Genomic DNA, 24,183 nt, shown 5'->3' with positions numbered 1-24,183 from the left:
CCTAACCTTGGAATAGCCATGGGGACAGAGCTACGGTTTTCTCAAAGTAGCTTGACGAGTTTCTTTTTTAGTGGCGTGTTGGGAACGCGAATTCAGCGAATTAGCGAATGGCACGAATAATTCTTTTGAAATTCGCATTAATGGTTTCTGTACTTTGAGAAAGCCCTGGGGACAGAGCATTTCCATCTTGACTAAACAGAACGTATATTCTAAAATTTCTCTCTTATCTTCACCGAGTCAAGAAAGGACAAACATATGACAGCTCAAGATCCTGCACATCCCAAAATTGTTAGTAAAGACGAATGGCAGGCAGCCAGGGGAGTATTGCTTGCCCATGAGAAGGATCTCACCAAACACCAAGACCAAGTAAGTGCCGAGCGTCGCAGACTGCCCATGGTAAAGATCGAAAAAAGGTATACATTTAACGGATCAGAAGGAAAACGCAGCCTTCCCGACTTATTCTGTGCGCATAGCCAATTAATCATATATCATTTTATGTTCGACCCCGCCTGGGAGGATGGCTGCATGGGCTGTACCGGATTTGTAAACGATCTGGGAAATTTATCTGAACTGCAAGCGCGTAAAACACAGTTTGCGATTATCTCGCGTGCCCCATTAGAAAAACTAATCGCATATAAGACGCGGATGGGCTGGGAACGTCCGTGGTATTCGTCATTTGACACCGATTTCAACCAGGACTTCCAAGTTACAGTTGATGGCGGCGAAAGACACGGATTAAGTGTCTTCTTTCGTATTGCTGATGACATATTTCATACATATTCAACTTACAAACGCGGCTGCGAGTCGCTAAGTGATGTTTATCGGTTGCTTGATTTGACTCCCTATGGGCGACAGGAAGATTGGGAAGATTCCCCGTCTGGCTGGCCACAACGCCCAACTTACGGATAGTCCCTTTCTTTTGCTTTATCCGCTTGCGTGGTGGGAGGCGGCAAACCAGCCCTGCCTGAGAAGGTTCGATTGGAACTCGAACTTTTGGAGGAACGGCGTTTTGACAACGGCATGGTTTTTTTCCGTTATAGAGCAAAGTAGGGGAGGGGGCGGAGTCTTCGGACGTGTGAACACAGTCCCTTTCTTTTACCTTGTCCGCTAAAGATGAAGAAATGCTTAATTTGTTGTGCAAGCCGGCTTACGCAACAAATTAACACTCAAAACCCAGGCTATCGGCCTGGGTTTTGAGTGTGTCATGGAAGGCGTATTCAGTTTCTTAGCAATTGGAGGTTGTTAAAACGTTGTAACTTTTGATAAATCAACATCCAAACCCTTGAGCGCGGCATAGGTCAGTTTATCCATCATTGCGCCGTCAAAGTTGATGTTTTTGATGGCACGGTAAAATTTATTAGTCAAGGCAAATGACGGAGTGAATGATACATTCTTAAGTGTTGCACCTTTAAACGCGGCTTCTTTCATATCCGTTCTGTCAAACTTGACATCAATAAAGGTTAATCCATCCATGCTCTTCCCTCGCAAGTCACCATATTTGAAAACCACCCCGTTGAAGGTGCAGTTCTCAAATATCGTTTCTCTGAGGTCGGTCATGGTCAACTTGACATCGACCAGTTTTACATTGCCAAATTTTGCCCTGGTCAGATCCGACGTATTGAATTCGGTGCGTACCAAAATGGCTTTGTTGAAACTCGCACCTGTAAAGTCACTGACGTACATGGTGCAGTCTGTCAGATTCGCTCCATCGAAATTGGCTTCACGCACATCGCTGGCTTTAAACGAACTGCCCGTCAAGTCGGCACCCGAAAAGTCGGAGCCATGCAACATGCTTGCATCAAATTTTCCTTTATGCGCTTTTACGCCTGCAAAATCGCTCTTTGGCAGATCGCTGGCGCTGAAGTTTGTCAGCACCTGTCGCTCGAGCGAGCGGGAGAGGTTGGCAACCTCCTGTACTGTCTCTTCGATGTCGCCAATGCTATCGATGGTCATCTTAAATGCCGTTTCATCGTCCTTGCCCGCGGCTTTGAGTTCACTGAATCGATCCTGCAAATCGGCAAGCAGGTCAGCCTTTAGTTCTGAAACACTTTTTACTTCATCGTAAGGCGCAAAAACGCCGTTCAAGTATTGATTTAATTTTTCGTTCATGACAGCACGTTTCCTTATAATAAGTTGTCGAGTATGCGCTTTGCATATTCCCAATTGCTTTTGTTTTCAGAATACAACTGTTTGCCCTTTTTGGTGATCTGATAATACTTCCTTCTGCCTCCCTGGGTTTCATCGCCCCAATAGGAAGTGATACAGCCATCCCCTTCAAGCCGTTTCAAGCTGGAATACATAGTTGCTTCCTTCAGTTCGTATTCGCCTGAAGAATTTGTATGAATCAACTTCGTAATCTCGTAGCCATATTTATCGCCACTCATCAGGAATTTCAAAATAATGGTATCGGTGTGACCTCTGAGCAGGTCGGCAGAGATTTTATTATCGGTCATAAATATTTATCTCCATTGGTGTAATATACGACATAGTACTATGTCTGTCAAGGTAATATGATATATTGGGTAGTGCTGAAAAAAGTACCGATCTCCAAAACAGGTAAAAATTGACCTTGGATTTTTAAGAACCCGGATATTTGCAAGTTTGATGTAAACTTAGTTTCGATCGTATTTGGAGGAGGAAGATCGGCGGTGGATATCATTTGAATATAGACTGTTGTGCTAGTCCGCGCTGGATAAGACCCCGCATGGGAGTGTTATACAAAAATTCCTGCTGAACACATAGTTGGGCGGCTTCGCAGTGAATCACTTGGAAGGTGTAGATAAAATGGCAAAAAATACAGATACAATCTTGAAAACTTTGGGAATTGGAATTGCGGTTATTCAGTTGACAGATATTATCATCCACGCCGCTACAAACCAATTGGAAATAATTCGAGTCTCGTCAAATTTAATCATTCTTCTATGGTTAATGGTTTTTATGCTGAATTGGTATAAAACGAAGTTTCTACAAATTTCCATCAGTTCCATTGGGCTGTATGTTATCCTTAATTTCATCTTCCTTGCCCGTGAAGGATCGACAAACCCTGAACAAGGCGGCAGTTTGAGAATAATGCTTTTCCTGTTGATGTTCCTGACTGTAACATTATCAGCGTTAATGTCTTATTTGCACAATAAACTCTTTCATAATCAATAAGGAAAAATATGGACTGGCCACGTCTATTCCCAAAGGTTGAAAAAGATTACACTGGCTCAAAAATCTCTTTAAAAGTAAATCTTGCAAAACCGCGGACCACCGATTAACAGCAGTGTGTGCCCCCTCCGTCCCGCGAAGGGGGAGGAAGATCGGCGGTGGGAATGGTATGGTGAGGTTTCGAGCGAGATCGTATGGTATGCAAGTCCGCGCTGGATAGAATCCGCATGCGGGGTGTTATACAAAAATCCTTGCTGAACACGTAATTGGCGCTTCTGCCAAGAAAATAGGATTAAATGCAGAATCAAGATTTTAGAATCCCAGTGAAACCATTTAGAACCATTGCGTCAATCGCCACAATTCTAAATATATTGATGACCATTTTTATTGGACTTGTTTCATTTTATGCTATCGGAGTTGGAGATCCTGTAAGCGACGCAATTGACTTTGAGGCTTTTTACAGGGAAAAACACATTGGGTTGACATGGGTTTTCGTTTTTTACAAAGCAAGTCACCTGCGCTAATCGGTGAAAGAGCCCACCGATTAGCGCAGGTGTGCCCCCTCCGCCCGCGAAGCGGGCACCTCCCCCAAATACGACGATCGAGCTGTCGGATTTGGGGGAGGAAGATCGGCGGTGGGAATGGTATGGTGGGTTTGGAGCGAGATGGTATGGTATGCAAGTCCGCGCTGGGTAGGGCTCCGCGGGGGTACAATAATTCTTGCTGAACAAATAGTTGGCTGCTTAGTCAAAAACCATCGAACAGTTCTATTTGGTGCAAATGATATCCAAAAATTCCCCTGCAAATTCTGCAAACTCACCAGCCGTTCTTAAACCACCCTGCTTAAAACCTGGTAGTACGCTGGGGCTGGTTGGTTCATCTTTGCCTTTATTGTCATCATGGAAAGAAAACTACGAAATTGGAAAGCAAACGCTTCAATCGTATGGCTTTCATATAAAGGAAGGACGCACAATTAGCCAAAAACATTGGTGGTCTGCCGGAACACCAACCGAACAAGCAGCAGATATCAACGAAATGTTTGCGAACCGTGATATTCATGGGATTGTCGCTTTGTCAGGCGGCTTCTCAGCAATTCATGTCATAGATAAATTAGATTACGACTTAATACAACATTCGCCAAAACCTTTTATCGGGATGAGCGATAATACCATTTACCACATTGCCATGTATTCAAAATGCGGGTTAATAGGATTTCAAGGTAATACAATTGTAGAGGGCTTTGGTGAATATTACCAAAAGATACCGCACGCCCATCAAAAGCTAATTGACAATTTGTATGTAAATTTGTTAACTGTTCCAAGTCCTCTTGGCGTGTTGCCGCAATTAACTGAATGGGAATGCTGGCGAGCTGGCGTTGCGGAAGGAAAATTGTTCGGAGGTGTATTGCGCCGCCTTATTGCTTTAGCTGGCACAAAATACTTTCCCCGATTATCCGAGTTTGACGGGACAATTCTCTTTTGGGAAGAAATTGGTGAAACACTCTATGACATTACTCTAAATCTTGCTCGATTAAAGCATTTAGGCATATTAGAGCGCATTTCAGGGATGATTATTGGGAAGCTAATATGGGTCAATCAGTATTTTGATGAGATAGAGCACCCAACTCCTCGAGAAGCCATCCTTGATGTACTGGCTGATTATAAATTTCCCATCTTGGCTGAAGTTGATTTTGGTCATAATCAAACAATGCTGCCATTACCCATAGGAATAAGAGCCTATATGGATAGTGAGAATAAAGTGTTTGAGTTGACAGAAAGTGCTACAACAAAATAATATTAAGAACGCACCGAACAGAGCGCGCATAGATGAAAAGGATCCTTCTGTCTTACGTACATCTTCCCTTAGAGGGGGAGACTGCGGGTTGGGTGGGATCTGGCTTGGAGGTTTTTCCTGCTCGCGAGCAGAGTCTGCGCCAGCCCACACGCAGGTCCGCGCAAACCGTTGGGCGGTTGCTCAATAATCAATCGTAGGAGTTTTTGTGAAATTAAATGGATTGCATCTCAAAATCATTGCTCTAATCCTGATGTTCACAGAGCATTTCGGCAGATACTTGGGTGAAATATTACCAAATCATTTTCCGCTTTATCTCGAATATGCTGGACGCATTGTTGCCCCTATTTTCTTTTTTCTTGCAGTAGAAAGTTATTTCAAAACAAGCAATCGCCGCCAATATATCATCCGATTATATGTATGGGCGTTAATCATGCAGGTTGGAAATTTCATCATTAGCCAAATTGTTCAAACTGCTTATCAACCTGAACACTTTTTTCCAGTAGGGCAGAATATATTTTTATCAATTGCGGTTGGTGTAAGTATGGTTGCCGCTTTTGAATGGGGGCGCGCACAAATCGGACTTAAAAAATGGAGTGGGTTCGCTTTGACAGGGTTGTTAGCATTCGCCAGCCTTTTGACAGAAGCGTCCTACAATGGGCTTGCAATGCTCATTGTCTTTTACTTCTTTTACAACAAAAAAACCGTTTTGTATTTTGCTTATGCAGGTTTGTGTATTCTGTTTTTCTTATGGGGACTTACCAATCTTGAATATTTCTGGGAGTTCGAGTTCCAGTGGATGATGATTGCCGCCTTGCCATTTATTATCCTTTACAATGGCGAACGTGGGCGTTATAGTCTGAAATACTTGTTCTACGCATTTTATCCTTTGCACATTTGGATTTTATATTTCATAAGGCATGCGATTGGATTGAATAAACTCTAAAAATACCGCCCACCTGCACTGCACAAACCGCAGTGCGGTGCAAGTGTCGCTTCGGATACGATGTCCCCCAATTGACCCCACAAAAGCATGCGGGGCAGGCGATCACAATTGGAGGAGGAAGATCGGCGGTGGAAATGGCAGGGTGAGATTTCGAGCGAGATCGTATGAAACGCATAATATTTTAACAAGAAGGAAAATATGAAAACAAATCATCTTGATAATCAAATTTTATTGGAAACACGCTGGGTTGCAGCATTAGTTATCCCCTTTCTTGTAGTTGCATTTATTATTTTGTTCATATTCCCCGATAAGACAGAAATGTTATTCGCTTGGAAAATCCAGCCATCAATGTCCGCCATGATGTTAGGCTCTGCTTACGCAGGCGGAATATACTTCTTTGCAGGGGTATTGCGGAGCAAACAATGGCATCAAGTCAAAGTAGGTTTCCTGCCTGTAATAACTTTCGCATCCCTATTAGGAATAGCTACTATCTTGCATTGGGATAAATTTAACCATAGTCATATTTCATTTTTTGCGTGGGCTGGTTTGTATTTCACGACACCCTTTATCGTCTTGTTTGTGTGGCTTCGCAATCGCCATCAAGATACAGGAAATTTAGGTGATACCGACACGATAATCCCATATACGGCTCGTCTGATTATGGGATTATTTGGCACAGTTACACTGATCGTCAGCTTGTTTCTATTTATACAACCAAGCACGATGATTACTCTATGGTTCTGGAAATTAACTCCGTTAACCGCACGGGTTATGGGCGCAATGTTTGCACTTCCTGGACTTGTCGGACTTGGAATAGCCTTCGATAAGCGGTGGAGTGCCGCAACCCTCATTCTCCAGTCGCAAGGATTTTCAATTTTATTAATCCTAATTGCTTCAATTCTATCTTGGCAGGATTACGATTGGACAACTTGGGGTAGTTGGCTATTTGTTGGTGGTTTAAGTTTGATGTTAATGAGCATTGTTGTACTTCTTATGGTTATGAAAAATCGAAACTCAAATTAAGGTTCTTATGCTGCAGCTCAACAAAACGTGGTTAGAAACAACCCTGTTTTTTGTATGAAAAAAGATGGCAACATCATGAGGAGGTCCTCAGAAATCATATCATCACGAGCGAGGTGCCCCCTCCGCCCGCGAAGCGGGATACCTGCCACTCGCTCACCTGCACTGCACAAACCGCAGTGCGGTGCAAGTGTCGCTTCGGGTACGATGTCCCCCAATTGACCCCACAAAAGCATGCGGGGCAGGCGATCACAATTGGAGGAGGAAGATCGGCGGTGGAAATGGTATGGTGAGGTTTCGAGCGAGATCGTATGTTATGCAAGTCTGCGCTGGGTGGGACTCCGCATGCGGGGTGTTATACAAAAATCCTTGCTGAACACGTAGTTGGGCAGTTCCTTGCAGAATAAAGTAACTTCAAAATACATCACGGGAGAAAAACATGCCAATAAAGCCATACTCAGCAAGACATGCGACAGAAGATACAGTAGATTCTTTTAGGATAACTATCCCAAGTCAAAAACAGTGGTTTCAAATTCTATTTATTGGCTTCTGGCTTGTTGGTTGGGCATTTGGGGAATTTACCGTTGCAGGAAGTTTAATCAGCGGTAAAGGTTTTGGGGGAGCAAGTCTTTTTATGATTGCATGGCTCGGCGGCTGGACAATCGGCGGTGGCTATGCAATGTATATTTTATTTTGGCAATTATCAGGAAGCGAAATAATCAATGTATCAAATAGTGGCATTACTACGAGTCGTTCTATACTTGGTTTTGGACTTTTCCCAAAGGAATATTCATCCGAGCATATAAAGGCATTACGGGTTTCGGCTTCGGTAAGCACAAACGATATGTTCGGTTGGTCTAGGGCTTCACGTTTTTATGGCATGGGCGGTGGCATTATCGCTTTTGATTACGGAGCAAAAACCGTAAATTTTGGTACTGAAATTGATGAAGCAGAAGCAAAGCAAATTCTTTCAGAAATTCAGCAAAGATATCCACAATATCGAAGTAAGGGTGTGGTCTAAAGTTTCGGGGGATCCTGGCGTTGGTAAAGGGACTTGCCGAATTTGAATTGTTTCCAAGGATTGGGTTTTGGTTTTTTAGGACCCAGAACGGCATCCAGTAAATGATCTCCTGAATTCAATTTCTCTTGAAGGATAAGGCGTATCGCTTCATCGCCAGTAATGACTTTCGATGGAGCCACATCAGGCTTCTTCAATTTCTGCTTCCGAATACCCACCTCGATCTTCGCCCACTCTTCCTGCCAACGATCGGAACAGATGATATTCCGCAAAGCCAACATCGGATTCACATGCTGCTCCGCCCAATGCATCCCGGCACCTTTCAAGCGTGCTTCCACCACGAGCTTGTTGCCACTCTCAACGATTCCGCTTCCGATCGGCCAACCCTGGGCTTGAAAGGTCGGGTATTGGATTTGACTTTCACGCTTTTTCAAATAGGCATGGTTGCCTGTGATCGGCTTCTCCTCAGGATATTTCTTCTCCAACTTCTGCATCTCCAGCAACAATTTCTTTGGACCTGCATGTTTCAATTGATGCAGATGGTCTTTCAACCAGGTCTTGCTTTCTTCCGTACGTTCTCCATATAGAAACTCGCCCACCGGGTTGATGTGTTCTGCTGCGTGCGCAAAATCCAGGATGCGCACTGCACGCCGACAATGATAGTCCGTGAAACTTTGCAGCCATTCTGCCCCATCCATTACCGCCGCCACCGCTTTTGCATTTGCTACTCCCCGCCGATGCATTTCTCCCAAACTGGCTGTTTCAAACTCCGCTGAGCTCGTTTTCCTCGAAAAATAACTCAAATTCCGCGTGTGCACCACCATTTCTCCCTTTTCCCGCACCGCAGGTTGCACTTCTCCGATTACCAGTGTTCTTACTTCTGCCCACGCTCCATGCAGCAAAGGCACCATCGCTCCATCCGCACTGATCTGCAGTTTCTCCGGGTGAATTGTTGCGCGCGGCATCTTTTTCTGTAACCACTCTACTTCTGCTTTTTGTATTTCTTCATACACCGCCCCGGCTCTCTCCGTGTTCCTTTGACTGACAATCTTGCTCACTTTGATCCCCGTGAATTCTCCATACATTTCTACTGCCCTTCTGAAGGGCATCCAACTGGATACTCTTACCAACTGCTCATGCCCTTTCGGCGTCAGCTTCCCCGGCAACAATTCCAATTCTTCATCGAGGGGGAAAAATCCCATGCCCGCATTTCAGGCATATTCCGTACTCGCGCTCCAACTCGATTTCTTGTCCTTCCCGCGTTTCCAACTTCCTCTTCTTTTTCCCCTTCTTCAGCAACTCTCCGCCGCACTTCGGACACACCGCTTCTTTTTCTCCCGACTCCCATTCTGTTCTCCCGCTCTTCATCGCTGTGTCTGCAATCATCCGTGCTCGCATCACCGACAGCCGCTTATCCACTTCTTCTTCGATTTCTCGCATCGTTGCCTTCGGATGTTTTTCACGCCATGCGCTTGTCCCTGCTATCACCTCGTCACTCAGTTTATCCATTCCTCTTCTGCTTTGCCTTTTTCATCAGCTGCCTCCTTTTTTCCTTTTCCCCATCTTACTCCCTTTTCCGAAACTTTAGACCACACCTAAGTAAAGTAAATTTGAACTAGTGTGATTTTGTTTATATAATAGAGTCGTGTAAAGTCAAAAGCTGCCCACCGATTAACAGCAGTGTGTTCGCTCTTTTCTGTCCTACGGACCGCGTAGCGTCCCCTAGAGGGGAAGACTGCGGGTTGGGAGGGATTTGGTTTCGGGGTTTTTTCTGCTCGCGAGCAGAGTCTGCGGGTGCAGGGCGCCACGGTCCGCGCAAATGGTTAGCCTGCCCGTGCAAAACAAAAGGAAATTTATAAAAGGTCGGGAGTTCATATGCCAATAAAACCTACACAACCTCGTCACAAAGTTCAACAGTTAAATGATGGTATCCAGATTGTTTTGCCAAGCAAGAAAAACTTCTTTCGTATCATATGGTTTGTTTTAGGTTTAGCAATGTGGGTTTTCATGACAGGAAGTGTCGTTTTTATTACAAGTCTATTAATAATCGGTTTAGGCAGTAATAATGGCAAGTGGATTTTTATAGGGTTTCTTGCTTTTATACTTTTGTTCTTAGTCAGTTTAGGCGCTTATATAATTTATTCCCTTCTCTGGCAATTTATTGGAAAAGAAATTATTATTGTAAAAAACGATACCCTTCGTATTTCTCGTCAAATTTTCAATCGGAATAAATTCTTAGAGTATTCCACGCCAAGTATTAGTGGTTTACGCAGCAGCACTCCGCAACCTGTCTTATTTGCTTCAATAAAAATTTTCAAGAATATTTCAGGGCAAAATGGCATGATTGCTTTTGACTATGGCGCAAAAACAGTTCGTTTTGGATTTGAGATTGAAGAGTCAGAAGCAAAGAAAATTGTATCTGTTCTCCAAGAGTCTTTTTCCAAATCAAAAGCAGGTTAACAAAGCGTGAGGTTACCTCTTCTGTCCTTCGGACATCTTCCCCTAGAGGGGAAGACTGCGGATTGAGAGGGATCTGGGTTCTAGTTTTTTCTCTGCTCCCGAGCAGAATCAATGCCCGCCCACACGCAGGTCCGCGCAAACGGTTGGGCGGCTGTCCGCAAGCAGTTCACAATAAGTTGAAAGCGATTCGAAATGGAAATAACATCAACTCAACCATCGGTTCAAAATCAATTTATGGAAGTTTTCAAATTTGACTATCAAGATTTGTTGTCAAATAAAAACGGCAACCTCAGTGAAGCCCAAAAGAAACGTGTTATGAATTACGCGGTAACGTCGTTTTCAATTTTTCAAGTCGTTGGGCTATTTTTTACAGGGATGTTTTTGTTTGTATCAAAAAAACCTTTTAGTGAAATATCTTTGGCAATCCCAGGATTTTTTCTCGTTATCTTTACAATTATTGGTGCGTCACTGGCTTGGTTACATTGGAGTACTTATAGTTTGGGAACTGTAAAACGGCTTTATGGAAAAGTGGAATTTCAAGAAGTGAAAGGCGTGTTATTTCTGTGCATTGAAGAAACACGGATTAGAATGTTGCTGGATGTTGTAAATCTTTTCGAGAAAAATTCCGTTTATGCTATTTATTATGCAGATCCAATTTCAACAATCATGTCCGTAGAGAAAGTATCGTGAAAGCAACGCCGCCCACCGATTAGCGCAGGTGTGTGCCCCCTCCGTCCTTCGGACACCTCTTCTGTCCTTCGGACATCTTCCCCTAAAGGGGAAGACTGCGGATTGGGAGGGATCTGGCTTCGAGTTTTTTCTGGCCCAGGCATAGTCCACGCCCGCCCCAGCGCCAGTCCGCGCAAAGCGTTAGCCCGTCCCCCTTTCAGTCAGCGAGAAAACCCAAAATGAAATGTGTATATGTACCTACGAAATCCCCCGACGACTGGAGACAATTTCTTGCAGACCCAGAAACGCAATGGCGTTCAGGATTTTCTGCTAAAGAACTTGCCGAGTGTTGGGAAAAATCAGACGGGTTTCCTCCAGAGTTTCAAGAATTATTCACCAATTCAGACAATCCAATTTTGCACAAATTAGAAATGCTGCTGGCGATTCCCGAACATAAAGTGGTTTTACCAGGTGGAAAACGTCCTTCTCAAAACGATTTATTTGTTTTGGCTCGTGCAAAAGATGAGCAATTGGTCTCAATAACTGTGGAAGGAAAAGTATCAGAAACTTTCGGCGAAACATTGGAGACTTGGCTAAAAGATGATTCCAATGGTAAAAAAATTCGTCTTAAATTCTTATGTGATGTTTTAGGTTTAGCAAGCCCACCACCTTCGCGCATTCGGTATCAGTTATTTCACAGAACAGCGTCAGCAATTATTGAAGCCAAACGATTTAACGCCAAATACGCCATGATGATTGTTCATTCTTTTAGTCAAGAACATAAATGGCTTACAGATTATCAAGATTTTTTGAGTTTGTTTGGAGTGGCTGGTCAAATAAATAAATTGGTAGAATTACCAAACCTAAACGGTGTGCGTGTTTTTGCAGGCTGGGTCACGGGCAAGCCAAAAACAGGCCAACAAAGCGTGAGGTGACCGCGCCCTCCGCCTTCGGCACCTCCCCCAATTGAAGATCACAATTGGAGGAGGAAGATCCTGTGGCTTCGGGTTTTTCCTGCTCGCGAGCAGAGTCCGCGGGTGCGGGGCGGGGCTCCGCGTGAGGGTACGATAATCCTTGCTGAACATGTAGTTGGGCGGTTATTTCGCGAATGGTGTTTTCTGGAAATAAAAGGTTTTTTATATTGAAAAAATGCATTTCCGCAATTCTCATAATATTCTTTCTTTCTGCTTGTGGTGTTTCCACTCCCGCACCACCATTTCTTCACTATAAGCCGTCAAAATCTTCTAATATTCATATTGAATTTGATTATCCAAGCACATGGCTTTTCAGCGAAGAAATTGAGTATACAGATTTTATAGTTATTAGCATGGGAGACCCACGAATATCTACCGTGCCAACTCGTGCGCCTAATGAATCTCATGGTACCCCAAGTGATTTAGGAAGAATTGGCATTGATATTCAGCCTGTGAAATCTGGGCAAACTCTCGACACTTTATTTAGTGAATACACACAAGATGATGAGTACAATTGGTGGATAAAACCAATAGATCATTACAAAGTTAAAATGGATGGGCACGACGCTTTTATATTAGAGTTGCAAATTGAGCCTCTTACCAGTATAGATGGAAATGGTTTTACATCACAAATGTTCTCGAAATATATAGTTTTTATAGTCAACAATCAAATATACAGAATTAATTTTACAGTTGCTGAAAAAGAGCGTGGAGGTGAATTTGAGCAAGGTTTCGATTATTTCTTTAACAGTTTGAAGATAGTGCCTTAGAGAGTTTTTTGATAAAGAAAAACCGCCCACCGATTAGCTCAGGTGTGCGCCCCCTCCGTCCTTCGGACACCTCCCCCAATTGAAGATCACAATTGGAGGAGGAAGGGCACTGGCTTCGAGTTTTTTCTGGTCACGAGCAGAGTCCACGCCCACACGCAGGTCCGCGCAAACCGTTAGCCCGCAAGGCAGTATCCAACAAGCCCGCAAATCGTTAGTTTTTCTCAAATCCTCAGAAGGATAATCATTCATTTATGAAATCACTAATAGGAAAAGTTGCGCTTGTCACAGGCGCAAGTCGTGGTGTTGGTAAAGGCATTGCTCTCGGATTAGGTGAAGCAGGAGCCATCGTTTATGTTACAGGTCGAACAGTAGAAGAAGGCAAGGGGGCGGTGTCCTTGCCAGGCACCATATATCAAACAGCAGAAGAGATAACCAAACTAGGCGGCAAAGGTATTGCAGTTCGTTGCGACCATCTAGAAGATGAAGAAGTGAGAGATCTGTTCCAACGTATCCAAACAGAACAAAATCATTTAGATATTCTTGTCAATAATGTGTGGGGCGGTTACGAATTCTTCAATGATGGTACAGAATTTTGGAAAGAGAAAGGATTTTGGACTGCCCCAATTTCACGATGGGATAAGGCATTTCAATCAGGTGTGCGAGCACATTATGTTGCCAGTATCCTTGCCGCACCCATCATGATTACGCAACAGTCTGGGCTGATAGTTAACATCTCATTCTTCGCAGCACAACGTGATGATAAAGGAGTTTCCTATGCAGCCGCTAAAGCCGCTGATGATCGGATGGCGACTGCAATGGCTCATGAATTGCGAGAGTATCATGTGGCAGTTGTTAGCATCTATCCTGGGCTGGTGCGCACAGAAAGCGTGATGAAATCAGCAGAATTCTTCGATCTATCTAATTCAGAATCTCCGCAATTCATTGGGCGAGCGATTACTGCGCTTGCTACTGATCCCAACGTTATGCAAAGGTCAGGTCAAATCTTAGTAGCAGCGGCAGTCGCAAAAGAATATGGCTTTACTGATATTGACGGAAAGCAACCAAGACCTATTACAGTCAATGAAGCATAAAACATTCGCTTCGTATCAAAGCGAGCTACCGATGAGTAGCAGCTGTCAAGAGATAGGACCTCTTCTGTCCTTCGGACCGCGTAGCGTCCCCTAAAGGGGAAGACTGCGGGTTGGGAGGGATCTGGCTTGGAGTTTTTTTCTGCTCGCGAGCGGAGTCCGCGGGTGCGGGGCGCTGATCTAAGCCTAGTTTGAGCCTGTTCATCCACCGCTGCCTGCAGGGTTTGGCCGATGTTGGTCTCAATCTTTACTCTCAATATTCGGTTTTTCGACAGTCTCGTTGGGCGGTTCTTTCAGAAAGTAATAATCGTATATATAGGACAGTGAATAATGTCTCAACCAAGCGTTTCTGATTTAAAAAATAACACCAAATTCCAACTTCTTGTAGAACTTGGGCATGAGGATTTAATCCCTTTTGTCAACGAATATTACTGGAAAAGAAAATCCTGGGTGACCATCCTTCACTACCTCATTTCCCTTGTAATTCTCATTGTTTGGTTTTGGATAGGCTTTCAATCAAAATATTCATTTGATGCGTGGTTTTCAAGGTTTGGATTTGCCGTCCTTTCCTTTTTTATGCTCTTGCCAATTCACGAACTGATTCATGCATTGATTTATAAAATCGCAGGGGCTAAAGATGTTCGTTTCGGCGCGTCTCTCCGTCAAGCGTATGCCTATGCAATCGCTCATAATTTTGTGGCGAACAGGTTTGTCTTCACATGGGTTGCAATCGCCCCATTTATTGTTATCAATAGCATCCTTGTTCTCTGGGCTGTATTTCTTCCGCAATATGCTTTCTATCTGATCGGTGTTTTATTGCTACATACCGCTGGAACAAGTGGTGATTTTGCCATGCTTAATTATTTATGGTTAAATCGTCATCAAAGGATTTTTACTTTTGATGATGCTAGTGAGAAAAGAACCTATTTCTACACACATATCGAAATATAAAATTAGATGAAACTACTATGAATAAATCTGGTTTGGATCTTAAGATGTCGTTTGCTATTCAACTGTCATTAATGGGCATGCTTGGGTTAGCATTATTAAGTTCAACTCAATGGGCGCGCGAAAATATATCCAGTAATAATTCTTTGTTTCTATTCTTTCTAGGCGTATCACCAAACATCGCAGCAGGCTATGCAATGCCTCTCATTCTCGCCAGTTTTGTGCAAAAAATAGTCAAAAATGAAAATAAAAGAGAAGCGCATAAAATATATTTATTCGTTTCTGCTTTTACTACTTTTGGTCTTATCGCGTGGGAATTTATTCAGGTCAATAGCAAGAACCTTTATTTTGATACAAATGACATTATTGCAACTTTTGTTGGGACTTTTTTGGCGTATATTTCGTATCGATGGCTTACGAAACTAAAAATATCAAAGGAACACGATTAAGAAGTTAACAATCCTGATGTAGCGAAAAAGGACTAAATTCTTTAACATAGGTGTCAATGCTTTACCGCAAAAGTGTCTTTCAAAATACAAACCGCCCACCGATTAGCGCAGGTGTGCGCCCCCTCCGTCCTTCGGACACCTACCACTCGCTTTGCTTCGAGTACGATGTCCCCCAATTGACCCCACAAAAGCATGCGGGGCAGGCGATCACAATTGGAGGAGGAAGATCGGCGTTGGAATTTTGTTTTTGATTATGTTGTTTATTTGTTACATGCTGAAGACAGCCAGATACGCCTTCGCCCGTTTCAGAATGGGTTGTTGCTGACGAACGGAAATTCCGCTGTGGATTAAAAAGATGACAGTAAAAAATGAATGGGGGAGAAATGTCACTTGGTGATTAAGTACGCATTGACTATACTGATCGGAACGTGAGGCTGCCGCGACGAAGAGCAGCGCCTCGCAATGACATCATGCAATCCATCAGGAGGCGCGTATGTGTGAATTCTGTACTCAGCACGGGGAAGGGGAGAAGTGGTATCTGACCATGGAGAATTACTCCAAAGACCTGCTGGATCAAAACAAGCGGCGCGAATACGCGGCGGAGTTCCTGAACGGATTCGACAAGCGTGTGCCGAAGAGCATTAAGCAATTGGACAAAATCCGCAAGACGCCGCTGATGAGACTCGCAAAGCCGGTCTTGACCCACATGCAAAAACAGGATCATTACGGCCAGGTGGTGCCGATGGAAGATGTGGAAAAGATCTTCGACATGGTGCAGGGCGCGGTGCGACTGCCGTGCGTGTGCCGGCGCGTGACAACAGGCAACATGAACGCGCGTTACTGCTACGGCTTGACCATGGATCAGGAGTTGATGGACGCGCTCGACGATTCGTTCAGCCTTGAAACCCTCTCCAAAGAAGAGGCCTTGGAGTCTATCCGCGGTCTTGATAAGGAGGGACTGGTGCATTCGGTGTGGACGTTCAAGACACCGTTCATCGGCGGGTTGTGCAATTGCGACCAGGACTGCATGGCGTACCGTATGACGCACGCGCGCAAGGATTACCCGGTCATGTTCCGCGCGGAGTGGGTGGCGGGCGTGTCAATGGATGCGTGCAATGGCTGCCGCCTGTGCATGCGCCAATGCCAGTACGGCGCGATACGCTATTCTTCCAATAACAAGAAGGTCATGATCGACCCGACGGCCTGTTATGGCTGCGGGGTATGCAGGGCAAGTTGTAAGAAAGATGCGATCACGTTACATCCGCGCGAGATGGTGAAGGAAGCAGCGGGAGTATGGTAGGGGAAAGGATGAAGGATGAACGCTGCGCGTCGAGAGGGCTGGTGTATAATTTGACTTGATGTAAAGAGTTTGTCGGCGTCTTTGCTGTGCGCGAAGACTTAACACATTTTGTTCAAGGGTCAACGGGATTGACTCTTGGAAAGGAGCTAACCATGGCAAACAAGGAACAAGGCAAGAACAAGGAAAAGAAAAAGAAGAAGAAAGAGAAACCCGCGCCTCCGAAGAAGTAGTCCGCTGGAAGTGAGCAAGTATATTTACAACCCCCAGTCAAATTTTTGAACTGGGGGTTGTGTCATTAAACGGCGCGTCCACATTATTTGATTACGATATAATCGCCAAATGCCCGACGAACATTTCAAAAAGATCGGCATGATCGCGCGCTGGAAACCTGTTCATATTGGGCAGGCGGTTGTTTTACGCGCGCTTTGTGCGCATGCCGACCAGGCCTATATCGGCATTGGTTCTTCCAACCGCTACAATGTGCGCAATCCCTTTACCCTTGAAGAAACCCAGGACATGCTGCGTCTCGCGCTGTATGGACGCGACAACTACACTTTGATCCCCGTCCCTGATCTGGATGACGGTCCGCGCTGGCGGATGCTGGTGCTGGACCTATTTGGGGATATTGATCTCTTCGTGACGGATAATCCGTACGTGGCGAATCTGCTGCGGAATGACTACCGCATCCTGCGGCCTGTCGAGCTGATCCCGTCCGAAGAGCAGGTGCGTGCGGACGGGACAATGGTGCGGGCGATGATGGCGCGCGGCGAGGGCTGGCAGGCCTGGGTCGAGGAAAGATGCGCGCTTTACATCCAGGAGAAGAAGCTGGATGAAAGATTCCGCCAGGAATTTGGATTGGAAACATTGGCTTTAACGACAATCGTCGAATAACCTCAAAGGAGCGCAAAATGTATTCATGGGATGATGACACAAGCGGATGGTCTGGTTCGGCAAAATATCAATACAGCCCCGCGGCGGCGCCTGCGCGCATTGCCTCGGCGGAGAGGGCAAAGGCCGCGGGTCCGCGCACGTATCAGGGAAAAAGCGGACCGAATGAAAAGATCATCGACCCGAAGAAGATCGTCAGCACGGAATCCACAAATCCGTTGATCGTGGCAATTGATGTGACGGGCTCCATGTCGTCCTGGCCGGCCGAGATATTCGACCGTTTGCCTTTGCTGTTCAACACACTGGCGCAATACCGCCCCGATACTGAAATTTGTTTTGCCGCGATCGGAGACGCCGGCGTGGATCGCTGGCCGCTGCAAGTCACATCCTTCGCCAGCGGATATGACCTTGAGCAACTGCTCGGCGCCCTGTATGGCGAGGGCGGGGGAGGGGATGCACCTGAGTCGTACGGCTTATTCGCGCATTGGGTCAATACGCATGTACAGACTCCCAATGCGCAGGAAGCGCCTTTTCTAATTGTGTTCGGCGACATCAACATGCATGCCAAGATACCGGCTGCGCAAGTAAAGCATTACCTGGGTGAGGAAGAGGGCGGCGGTATCAAGGACTGGCTGACAGGCGGCATTGATTCGATCGATGAGTGGCAGAAGGTGACACAGAAATGGAACACCTGGTTCCTGCGCCGGCCCGGCGGCAAAAAAGGCGACAAGATCGACGCGCAATGGTCAAAGGCCATCGGCGCACAAAAGATATTCCATATTGAAGATGAACAGCGCGCAGTGGATTATGCCATGGGACTGGTGGCGCGTTCATGGGGTTACTTTGGCGATTTTCAAGAGAACATGCGCGCAAGGCAGGATAGTGCCAAAGTGGAGCAGGTCAGCAAGCCGATCGAGATGATCTGCCCGCGCTGCGGCGCGCCGATCCCTGTCCGCGCGGATGGGATGTTCAAATGTGGTTTCTGCGGGACAACCTTGAAGCTGTAATTATTCTTAACAGGGGCGGGCCGCGGCCCGCCCCTACGGAAATATATGAAAATATCCGCCATTGTTACCACGCCGCCTTACGCGGCATTCCTTGATGAAGTTGCGCGACATCCGCTTGTGGCGGGATTCCGTTTGAATACGGTCATGCCGCTCAAGACTGGTCCGCGCGAGGCGTTGGAGCTTTTGGGAAAATATAAGCAGCCGGTGTGGGTGGACTTGAAAGGGCGGCAGTTACGCGTGGTCGGTGCGGCCATGCCTCCGTTCACCGAGATCAGGCTGAGCCATAAAATAAAAGTCAACACACCTGTGGACGCCTATTTCTCAGACGGCAATGAACGCGCGCGCATCGCGGCAGTTGACGGCGACAGAATTATTTTGGAGGACGGTCCGCGCCGCATGATCGGACCGGGCGAGTCTGTCAACATTATGCATCCTTCGTTTGAAATAGAGGGCACTCTCACCGACACAGATAAAGCATACCTGGACGCAATGAAAGAAATGGGGATGAGCAAGGTGATGCTCTCGTATGTGGAATCCGCAGACGATGTGGAGGAAGTCAAGAGGTTATTACCAGGCGCGGAAGTTGTCTTGAAAATAGAAACTCAACGCGGGCTGGATTTTGCAAAGAAGCATGGCGCACAGCATGGCCGCCTGATGGCGGCGCGCGGGGACTTGTATGTGGAAGTGCTGCGCCCGCACATGATCATTGATGCGGTGAAGACGGTCATTCAAGCCGATCAGAACGCCATTGCCGCGAGCCGTATTTTCGATTCGCTGGCGTGGCAGCCCGTCCCGGTCAGCGCGGATATCGGGGATGCGGCGTTTTTACTGGAGATCGGATACCGCACGTTCATGCTTGGCGATCAAGTCTGCCTGAAACGGGATTCTGTGATCGAAGCATTAAATTTACTGGATGCCATCGCGGACTCCAGCAAGTAAAGTCGGTGAATATATTATGAGACTTGCGCTGGCACAGATCAACACAACTGTTGGCGATTTAGGCGGGAATGTTGCGCACATTCTGGACGCGGCGCGTTCGGTCCAAAGCCAAAAACCCGACCTGATCGTTTTTCCCGAGATGACCATTTCAGGATATCCGCCGCGCGATATTTTGTATGATGCGTCTTTTGTGGAGGCGGTGCAGGCGGCGACGCAGGACCTGGCGGATCAATCGAATGGATTGCCGCCCATGCTGGTCGGGTCATTTGCGCCTTCGGGAGAGAGCCGGCTTGAGCACCCCGCATTGCATAACATTGCTTATCTGATCCAGCACGGCGAAAAGAGGATCGCGCAGATCAAACAGCTCCTGCCGGTATATGATGTTTTCTACGAACCGCGCTGGTTCATTCCTGGCAAGGAAACTTTACCGCCGATCGAGATCGCGGGGCGTAAATTGGGCGTCTTGATCTGTGAAGATATGTGGGATGAACAATATCCCGTTCATCCGGGCGCGGATCTGAAACAGATGGGCGCGGAGCTGCTGATCTGCATGTCTGCGGCAGCGTATGAGAGGGGAGGGATGGAGAACAGGCTGTATCACGCGCGCCGGCAGGGATACCCAATCGTGTTTGTTGACCTTGTCGGTGGCAATGACGAATTGATCTTTGACGGCGGATGTTTTGCGCTGTCCGGGGCAGGGGAGGTGCTGCATCAATCACCGCTGTTCAAGGAAGATGTTTCGATTGTGAATTTCCCAGAGGGAGAGAGCAAGCCCGTTAATCAGTCACATCCGCAAGAAGAGGAAATCTTCAATGCGTTGGTTTTAGGCGTTCATGATTTCTTCCATAAGAATGGACAGAAACGCATCGTGATCGGTCTTTCCGGCGGAATCGATTCGTCGGTTGCGGCTGTGATCGCGGCGCAGGCGGCTGGACCTGAAAGGGTGCTGGGGGTTGCCATTCCATCCAGATACACAGACCCGCGTTCGACAGAGTCTGCGCGCGAGCTGGCGCAAAGGCTGGGGATCGGTTTTGAAACGGTCGAATTGGAGAAAATGCATTCGGCGGCTGAGCAGGTTTTAGGTCCGGACCGAAGCGGCGGGAATGGCGGAGAAAATATCCAGGCACGGTTGAGGATGATCATCCTGATGAGTTATGTCAACCAGACTGGCGGGCTATTATTGAACACAAGCAATAAAACCGAACTAACTTTGGGATATTCAACCCTGTATGGGGATATGGCAGGCGCGATCAGTCCGCTGGGCGATCTGACGAAACCTGAAGTGTACGCGCTTGCGAAATGGATCAATCGGGAAGGCACGGTCATTCCTGAGTTCGTGATGAAGAGAAAGCCAAGCGCAGAATTAAGACCTGATCAGGTGGATCCGTTCGAGTACGAAACGCTTGCGCCAGAGATCGAGAGGCTTGTGCTTGACTCGCAAAGTAACGCCGCCATGCGCGCGGCGGAGCATAAACGCTGGCAAATGGGCGTAGTTTTGAAGATAAGCCCGAAGTCGTTTGGACGGGGCAGGATGATGCCGATCACGAGAAAATGACGGCGTTTCATGGGGCAGGGGAGAGAGGGAGAATAAAGGATGAAGGATGAATTCGGAAGGATGAATTTTTTGCGAGATTCTCCCTTCGTTCTTTTTGACCTGCGGCATTGAACTCAGGCTTTCGGATTTTAATCTGAAATTGCAGGCGGGCAGGGGAGCGGGTGAGGATGGCGCTTTTGCCGTTTTTCTTTCTTAACTCTTTTGCTTTCGATAAGTATTATTATCGAAAGCATTGACAAAAGCTGATTAATTCGTATAATGATCGGTATGACCAAGCAAAATGACGCTCCTGTGATGATCTCTGATGTGATCGGAAAATATATTGAGGTTGTGAAGCTCTCACGCAGTGAACACACCGCGCGCGCCTACAAAAATGCGCTGAAGGCTTTCTGTGATGTGTTGACAGAAAAATGGCTGGACCCGCGCAGCACCCCCATTGAAAAACTCACTGAAGATATCATCTCGCCATTTGCCATGTATCTGAAGGTGTTCGCGCCAGCCACGGAATTCCTGTACATGCAGGCTGTCAAAGGCTTTTACGAATACGTGGATTCAGAGCGCTACGTTGAGGTCAATATCTCGCGTGTGCGGACTTTGATCCGTCAGCGCTCACGCAGGCCTGGCATCCGCCTGCCGCAATTCCCGGCTGAAGATATCGAACGAATACTTGCCCATGTCAGCGAACCTTCGCATATAAATCTGTCAACTGAGGACAGGGATGGCGCCAATGAACAGCTACGCGCAATGCGCGATCGGGCTTTTCTGCTCATGCTGGCTGATACAGGCTTGCGCGTCCATGAAGCCTGCAAACTCAGGCGCGGCGACGTGGATTGGAACGAAGGACGGGCTGTGATCATCGGCAAAGGCGATAAGCAGGCTGTCGTACGATTTTCGACGCGTTCCATGAAAGCCATCAAGGACTATCTATCACTGCGCGCGCAGCTGGACGGCGGTTCGGGAAAACAACTGGCTTCCCTGCCCCTCTTTTCACGGCACGATAAAGGCGCGGGAAAGAAGGTCAAGCCGATCACACCGACAACCGGCAGAAATATCGTAGCTGAACGTGTTTTGGAAATTCTTGGAAAGGATGCCGCCGGCAAGATCACCCCCCACTCCTTCCGGCATTATTTTGTTACCACGGTTTTACGCGGTTCGGGCAATCTCAAGCTGGCGCAGGAGCTTGCGCGTCACAGCAATATTCAGGTCACGCAGCGCTACGCGCACTTGAGCGACGATGAATTGGATAAAGGCTATTACGAGATCTTTGAAGACGGAAAAAATAAAACTACTTTATGAACAAAACAAATTTCTTGTTCTTGTCCATTTTCTCGGCCAGCTTTTCAAGATCCACACCCACTAAAACTTCCCTGCCCAGGGCTGTGCTTGAATACAACGGGCAATCCGGCGAACACTCGCTGCATTTGAATTCGGTACTGGTTTTCTTGCGAAGACATGTTTTTGGAGGATGAGATTCCATGGTAAGCTCCTTACAGATACAGTCGTCCCTGCAAGGAAAAAGTTACTTCCCCCGTTGGATTAATCGAGAATATCCTCGCTTCTCTGCGCGACGTACGCCTGATACGCCTTCGAAAGCATTGCCGACCACCTGCCCACACTCCCCCGCCCCAGCGGCTTGTTGTCAATGGACACGATCGGAACAACGCCGCGCGAACTCGAGGTGAGAAACGCTTCGTGAAATTTTTCATCCATGCGGGGAGAGCGATACTCGATTGACATCCCCTGCCCTCTCGCGAGCCGAAGCACCGCGCGCCTGGTCACGCCAAGCAGGATCCCATAGCGCGCAGTGATGAGGGTGCGGCCCTTGACCGCGTAGAAATTGGATGTCATTCCCTCCAATATTTTCCCATCCTTTGTAAGCAGGATCTCAAAGACATCCCCCCCAACCCGCCTGCGCTGTTCGACGCTGGATGAAATAAAGCCCGTGTCTTTTACGCGCGGAGCCTGGCGCGTCATGGAGGCTGTGACCACCTTGACGCCTTCGGTGTAAATTTGTTTTGAGAGCGGCTCAAACGGCTGAAGGCCGGCGTAGATCATGCCGCTGTCTTTGACCAGGATGACCCGCAGGCGCGATTCTTTCGGCAGATTAATTTTAGCAAGCCCGGCAATTCTTTCGCGCAGCGTGCCCACATCCACAGACGGATGGATGCCCTGCCCGGCGGCCGGGAGATACAATCTCTGGAGATGCGCGTGGAACCCCATGACCTGCGTCCCGCCTGCCAGCGTGCTGAAGGTGGTGTAGAAGCCCTGCGATAATTCGCGGGTCATTTCGTCAAGCGTAGCGGCCCCGGTCTGAAGCGGAATATTTCCCGAAGGCGTGATCTTAAATTCCATAATACTCATACGCTTATTTTACTGTATTGCATAACAAAAAACTCCGCGGACATTTGGCCCGCGGAGTTTTTTGCATGACGCGAATGGTTATTTATAGAAGCCGGCGTTATCTTTGATGGCGGGCGTCAGATCAATGATTTCGCCCGCCGCGAGTACGCGGGTGGTCTCGAGTACGATCTTTTTGCCATAGTGATCTGTGCCTTCATAATGACCTGTCAGCCCGGTCTGGTTGATGTATTCACCGCCCTTCGCGGCGTAGGCCTTCGGGGTTTCATCGGCCGGGAAGATGGCATGATAAGGACATTCCGGCACGCAGGCGCCGCAGTCGATGCAGGTGCCGGGGTCGATATAGAATGTCGGCCACTGTGATTCAGGCTCGCCCGGCTGGATACATTCCACCGGACAGACTGACGAACACCCATTATCGCGCAGGCACAAACTGGTAATTACATGAGTCATTGATTATCTCCTTTGGCTGGCTGTGTTTTCAAATTTTTAAACGCAAATAAGCACATGACCTTTTGCGGACTTGCTAATATGCAGGAAACCCACGGGTTACATCAAGAATGTCCCTGACCTGCATAATATATTCACAAGTCGTATTCAGCGCTGAAAAGTTACGCTAAAAAATTCTTCTAATTATTTTCTCACAAAACCAGCGGGCTCGACCCCGCAGACCTTTATAATAAATTAAATCTTGATTAATCCTTGACACATCCTATTTTGTTGGTGTAAACTCGAGCCATTGAAGTAAAAATCTCAAAGAAAGGAAGCGCACTCTTGATGATCTACACAATCTTTATCACCCCTGATGCAGTTGGCTATTTGCCTTCTCGGAGTGCGCCTGTAGACCGAACCT

At 46.9% G+C, this 24,183-nt stretch carries 27 protein-coding genes; 20 read left to right on the top strand and 7 right to left on the bottom strand.

Annotated features, from left to right (window positions below; translation table 11 throughout):
- Positions 1 to 255: 255 nt before the first annotated feature.
- Positions 256 to 909, top strand: a complete 654-nt coding sequence (locus tag IPL17_RS21635; protein ID WP_345309167.1) for a DUF899 domain-containing protein — start codon at positions 256 to 258, stop codon at positions 907 to 909.
- A 333-nt stretch (positions 910 to 1,242) separates the two neighbouring features.
- Here IPL17_RS21635 and IPL17_RS21630 read toward each other — a convergent pair whose 3' ends face one another.
- Positions 1,243 to 2,109, bottom strand: a complete 867-nt coding sequence (locus tag IPL17_RS21630; RefSeq protein WP_345309166.1) for a pentapeptide repeat-containing protein — start codon at positions 2,107 to 2,109, stop codon at positions 1,243 to 1,245.
- A 14-nt stretch (positions 2,110 to 2,123) separates the two neighbouring features.
- Positions 2,124 to 2,453, bottom strand: a complete 330-nt coding sequence (locus tag IPL17_RS21625; protein ID WP_345309165.1) for a PadR family transcriptional regulator — start codon at positions 2,451 to 2,453, stop codon at positions 2,124 to 2,126.
- A 331-nt stretch (positions 2,454 to 2,784) separates the two neighbouring features.
- On the opposite strand from IPL17_RS21625, the gene IPL17_RS21620 reads away from it, so the two are divergent.
- The 5 genes from IPL17_RS21620 (at position 2,785) to IPL17_RS21600 (ending at position 7,928) form a co-directional block, all read left to right on the top strand.
- Entirely contained in the window at positions 2,785 to 3,153 is a 369-nt protein-coding gene (locus IPL17_RS21620) for a hypothetical protein (RefSeq protein WP_345309164.1), read from the top strand.
- A 777-nt stretch (positions 3,154 to 3,930) separates the two neighbouring features.
- Entirely contained in the window at positions 3,931 to 4,944 is a 1,014-nt protein-coding gene (locus tag IPL17_RS21615) for a S66 peptidase family protein (RefSeq protein ID WP_345309163.1), read from the top strand.
- Positions 4,945 to 5,149: 205 nt separating this feature from the next.
- Positions 5,150 to 5,887: a TraX family protein gene (locus tag IPL17_RS21610; RefSeq protein ID WP_345309162.1), complete on the top strand. Its 738-nt coding sequence runs from the start codon at positions 5,150 to 5,152 to the stop codon at positions 5,885 to 5,887.
- 198 nt (positions 5,888 to 6,085) lie between these two features.
- Complete coding sequence (locus IPL17_RS21605) at positions 6,086 to 6,910, top strand: hypothetical protein (protein ID WP_345309161.1); 825 nt, start codon at positions 6,086 to 6,088, stop codon at positions 6,908 to 6,910.
- Positions 6,911 to 7,346: 436 nt separating this feature from the next.
- Positions 7,347 to 7,928, top strand: coding sequence for a hypothetical protein (locus tag IPL17_RS21600; protein WP_345309160.1), 582 nt, complete (start codon positions 7,347 to 7,349; stop codon positions 7,926 to 7,928).
- Here the strand turns inward: IPL17_RS21600 and IPL17_RS21595 are convergent.
- Positions 7,925 to 9,127 carry an ISKra4 family transposase gene (locus IPL17_RS21595; protein ID WP_345309159.1) on the bottom strand — a complete coding sequence of 401 codons (1,203 nt, stop codon included), beginning with the start codon at positions 9,125 to 9,127 and terminating at the stop codon, positions 7,925 to 7,927. The genes IPL17_RS21600 and IPL17_RS21595 overlap by 4 nt on opposite strands.
- Positions 9,105 to 9,434, bottom strand: coding sequence for a hypothetical protein (locus IPL17_RS21590; RefSeq protein WP_345309158.1), 330 nt, complete (start codon positions 9,432 to 9,434; stop codon positions 9,105 to 9,107). The genes IPL17_RS21595 and IPL17_RS21590 overlap by 23 nt, the downstream gene beginning before the upstream one ends.
- A gap of 366 nt (positions 9,435 to 9,800) precedes the next feature.
- Here IPL17_RS21590 and IPL17_RS21585 point away from each other — a divergent pair, with 366 nt between their 5' ends.
- The 14 genes from IPL17_RS21585 to IPL17_RS21520 all read left to right on the top strand — a co-directional run bounded on the left by IPL17_RS21585 (position 9,801) and on the right by IPL17_RS21520 (position 22,268).
- On the top strand, positions 9,801 to 10,385 hold the full coding sequence (locus IPL17_RS21585; protein ID WP_345309157.1) for a hypothetical protein: 585 nt from the start codon (positions 9,801 to 9,803) through the stop codon (positions 10,383 to 10,385).
- 192 nt (positions 10,386 to 10,577) lie between these two features.
- Entirely contained in the window at positions 10,578 to 11,075 is a 498-nt protein-coding gene (locus tag IPL17_RS21580) for a hypothetical protein (RefSeq protein ID WP_345309156.1), read from the top strand.
- Between the two features lie 218 nt (positions 11,076 to 11,293).
- On the top strand, positions 11,294 to 11,989 hold the full coding sequence (locus IPL17_RS21575; RefSeq protein ID WP_345309155.1) for a hypothetical protein: 696 nt from the start codon (positions 11,294 to 11,296) through the stop codon (positions 11,987 to 11,989).
- Between the two features lie 206 nt (positions 11,990 to 12,195).
- Positions 12,196 to 12,798, top strand: a complete 603-nt coding sequence (locus IPL17_RS21570; RefSeq protein WP_345309154.1) for a hypothetical protein — start codon at positions 12,196 to 12,198, stop codon at positions 12,796 to 12,798.
- A gap of 251 nt (positions 12,799 to 13,049) precedes the next feature.
- Positions 13,050 to 13,889 (top strand): SDR family NAD(P)-dependent oxidoreductase, encoded by an 840-nt coding sequence (locus tag IPL17_RS21565; protein WP_345309153.1) that lies wholly within the window; start codon positions 13,050 to 13,052, stop codon positions 13,887 to 13,889.
- A 327-nt stretch (positions 13,890 to 14,216) separates the two neighbouring features.
- Positions 14,217 to 14,837, top strand: a complete 621-nt coding sequence (locus IPL17_RS21560) for a DUF3267 domain-containing protein (RefSeq protein ID WP_345309152.1) — start codon at positions 14,217 to 14,219, stop codon at positions 14,835 to 14,837.
- Between the two features lie 17 nt (positions 14,838 to 14,854).
- On the top strand, positions 14,855 to 15,283 hold the full coding sequence (locus IPL17_RS21555) for a hypothetical protein (RefSeq protein ID WP_345309151.1): 429 nt from the start codon (positions 14,855 to 14,857) through the stop codon (positions 15,281 to 15,283).
- 493 nt (positions 15,284 to 15,776) lie between these two features.
- A complete protein-coding gene (locus IPL17_RS21550; RefSeq protein ID WP_345309150.1) occupies positions 15,777 to 16,583 on the top strand; it encodes a 4Fe-4S binding protein in 807 nt (268 codons plus the stop codon).
- A gap of 86 nt (positions 16,584 to 16,669) precedes the next feature.
- On the top strand, positions 16,670 to 16,813 hold the full coding sequence (locus IPL17_RS21545) for a hypothetical protein (protein WP_345309149.1): 144 nt from the start codon (positions 16,670 to 16,672) through the stop codon (positions 16,811 to 16,813).
- 109 nt (positions 16,814 to 16,922) lie between these two features.
- Positions 16,923 to 17,474: a hypothetical protein gene (locus IPL17_RS21540; protein WP_345309148.1), complete on the top strand. Its 552-nt coding sequence runs from the start codon at positions 16,923 to 16,925 to the stop codon at positions 17,472 to 17,474.
- A gap of 17 nt (positions 17,475 to 17,491) precedes the next feature.
- On the top strand, positions 17,492 to 18,478 hold the full coding sequence (locus IPL17_RS21535; RefSeq protein ID WP_345309147.1) for a zinc ribbon domain-containing protein: 987 nt from the start codon (positions 17,492 to 17,494) through the stop codon (positions 18,476 to 18,478).
- 45 nt (positions 18,479 to 18,523) lie between these two features.
- Complete coding sequence (locus IPL17_RS21530) at positions 18,524 to 19,417, top strand: pyruvate kinase (RefSeq protein ID WP_345309146.1); 894 nt, start codon at positions 18,524 to 18,526, stop codon at positions 19,415 to 19,417.
- Positions 19,418 to 19,433: 16 nt separating this feature from the next.
- A complete protein-coding gene (gene nadE / locus IPL17_RS21525) occupies positions 19,434 to 20,972 on the top strand; it encodes an NAD(+) synthase (RefSeq protein ID WP_345309145.1) in 1,539 nt (512 codons plus the stop codon).
- Between the two features lie 267 nt (positions 20,973 to 21,239).
- Complete coding sequence (locus tag IPL17_RS21520) at positions 21,240 to 22,268, top strand: tyrosine-type recombinase/integrase (RefSeq protein WP_345309144.1); 1,029 nt, start codon at positions 21,240 to 21,242, stop codon at positions 22,266 to 22,268.
- Here IPL17_RS21520 and IPL17_RS21515 read toward each other — a convergent pair.
- The 3 genes from IPL17_RS21515 to IPL17_RS21505 form a co-directional block, all read right to left on the bottom strand.
- Complete coding sequence (locus IPL17_RS21515; protein WP_345309143.1) at positions 22,258 to 22,449, bottom strand: hypothetical protein; 192 nt, start codon at positions 22,447 to 22,449, stop codon at positions 22,258 to 22,260. The two genes, IPL17_RS21520 and IPL17_RS21515, sit on opposite strands and share 11 nt — an antisense overlap.
- Positions 22,450 to 22,508: 59 nt before the next feature.
- A complete protein-coding gene (locus tag IPL17_RS21510; protein WP_345309142.1) occupies positions 22,509 to 23,333 on the bottom strand; it encodes an aminotransferase class IV in 825 nt (274 codons plus the stop codon).
- Positions 23,334 to 23,411: 78 nt separating this feature from the next.
- Complete coding sequence (locus IPL17_RS21505; protein ID WP_345309141.1) at positions 23,412 to 23,783, bottom strand: ferredoxin family protein; 372 nt, start codon at positions 23,781 to 23,783, stop codon at positions 23,412 to 23,414.
- Positions 23,784 to 24,183 lie beyond the last annotated feature (400 nt).

The organism is Candidatus Villigracilis saccharophilus (genome assembly GCF_016711665.1).
The sequence above is the reverse complement of the archived record's forward strand: the minus strand, read 5'-3'. Positions and strand labels throughout refer to the sequence as shown.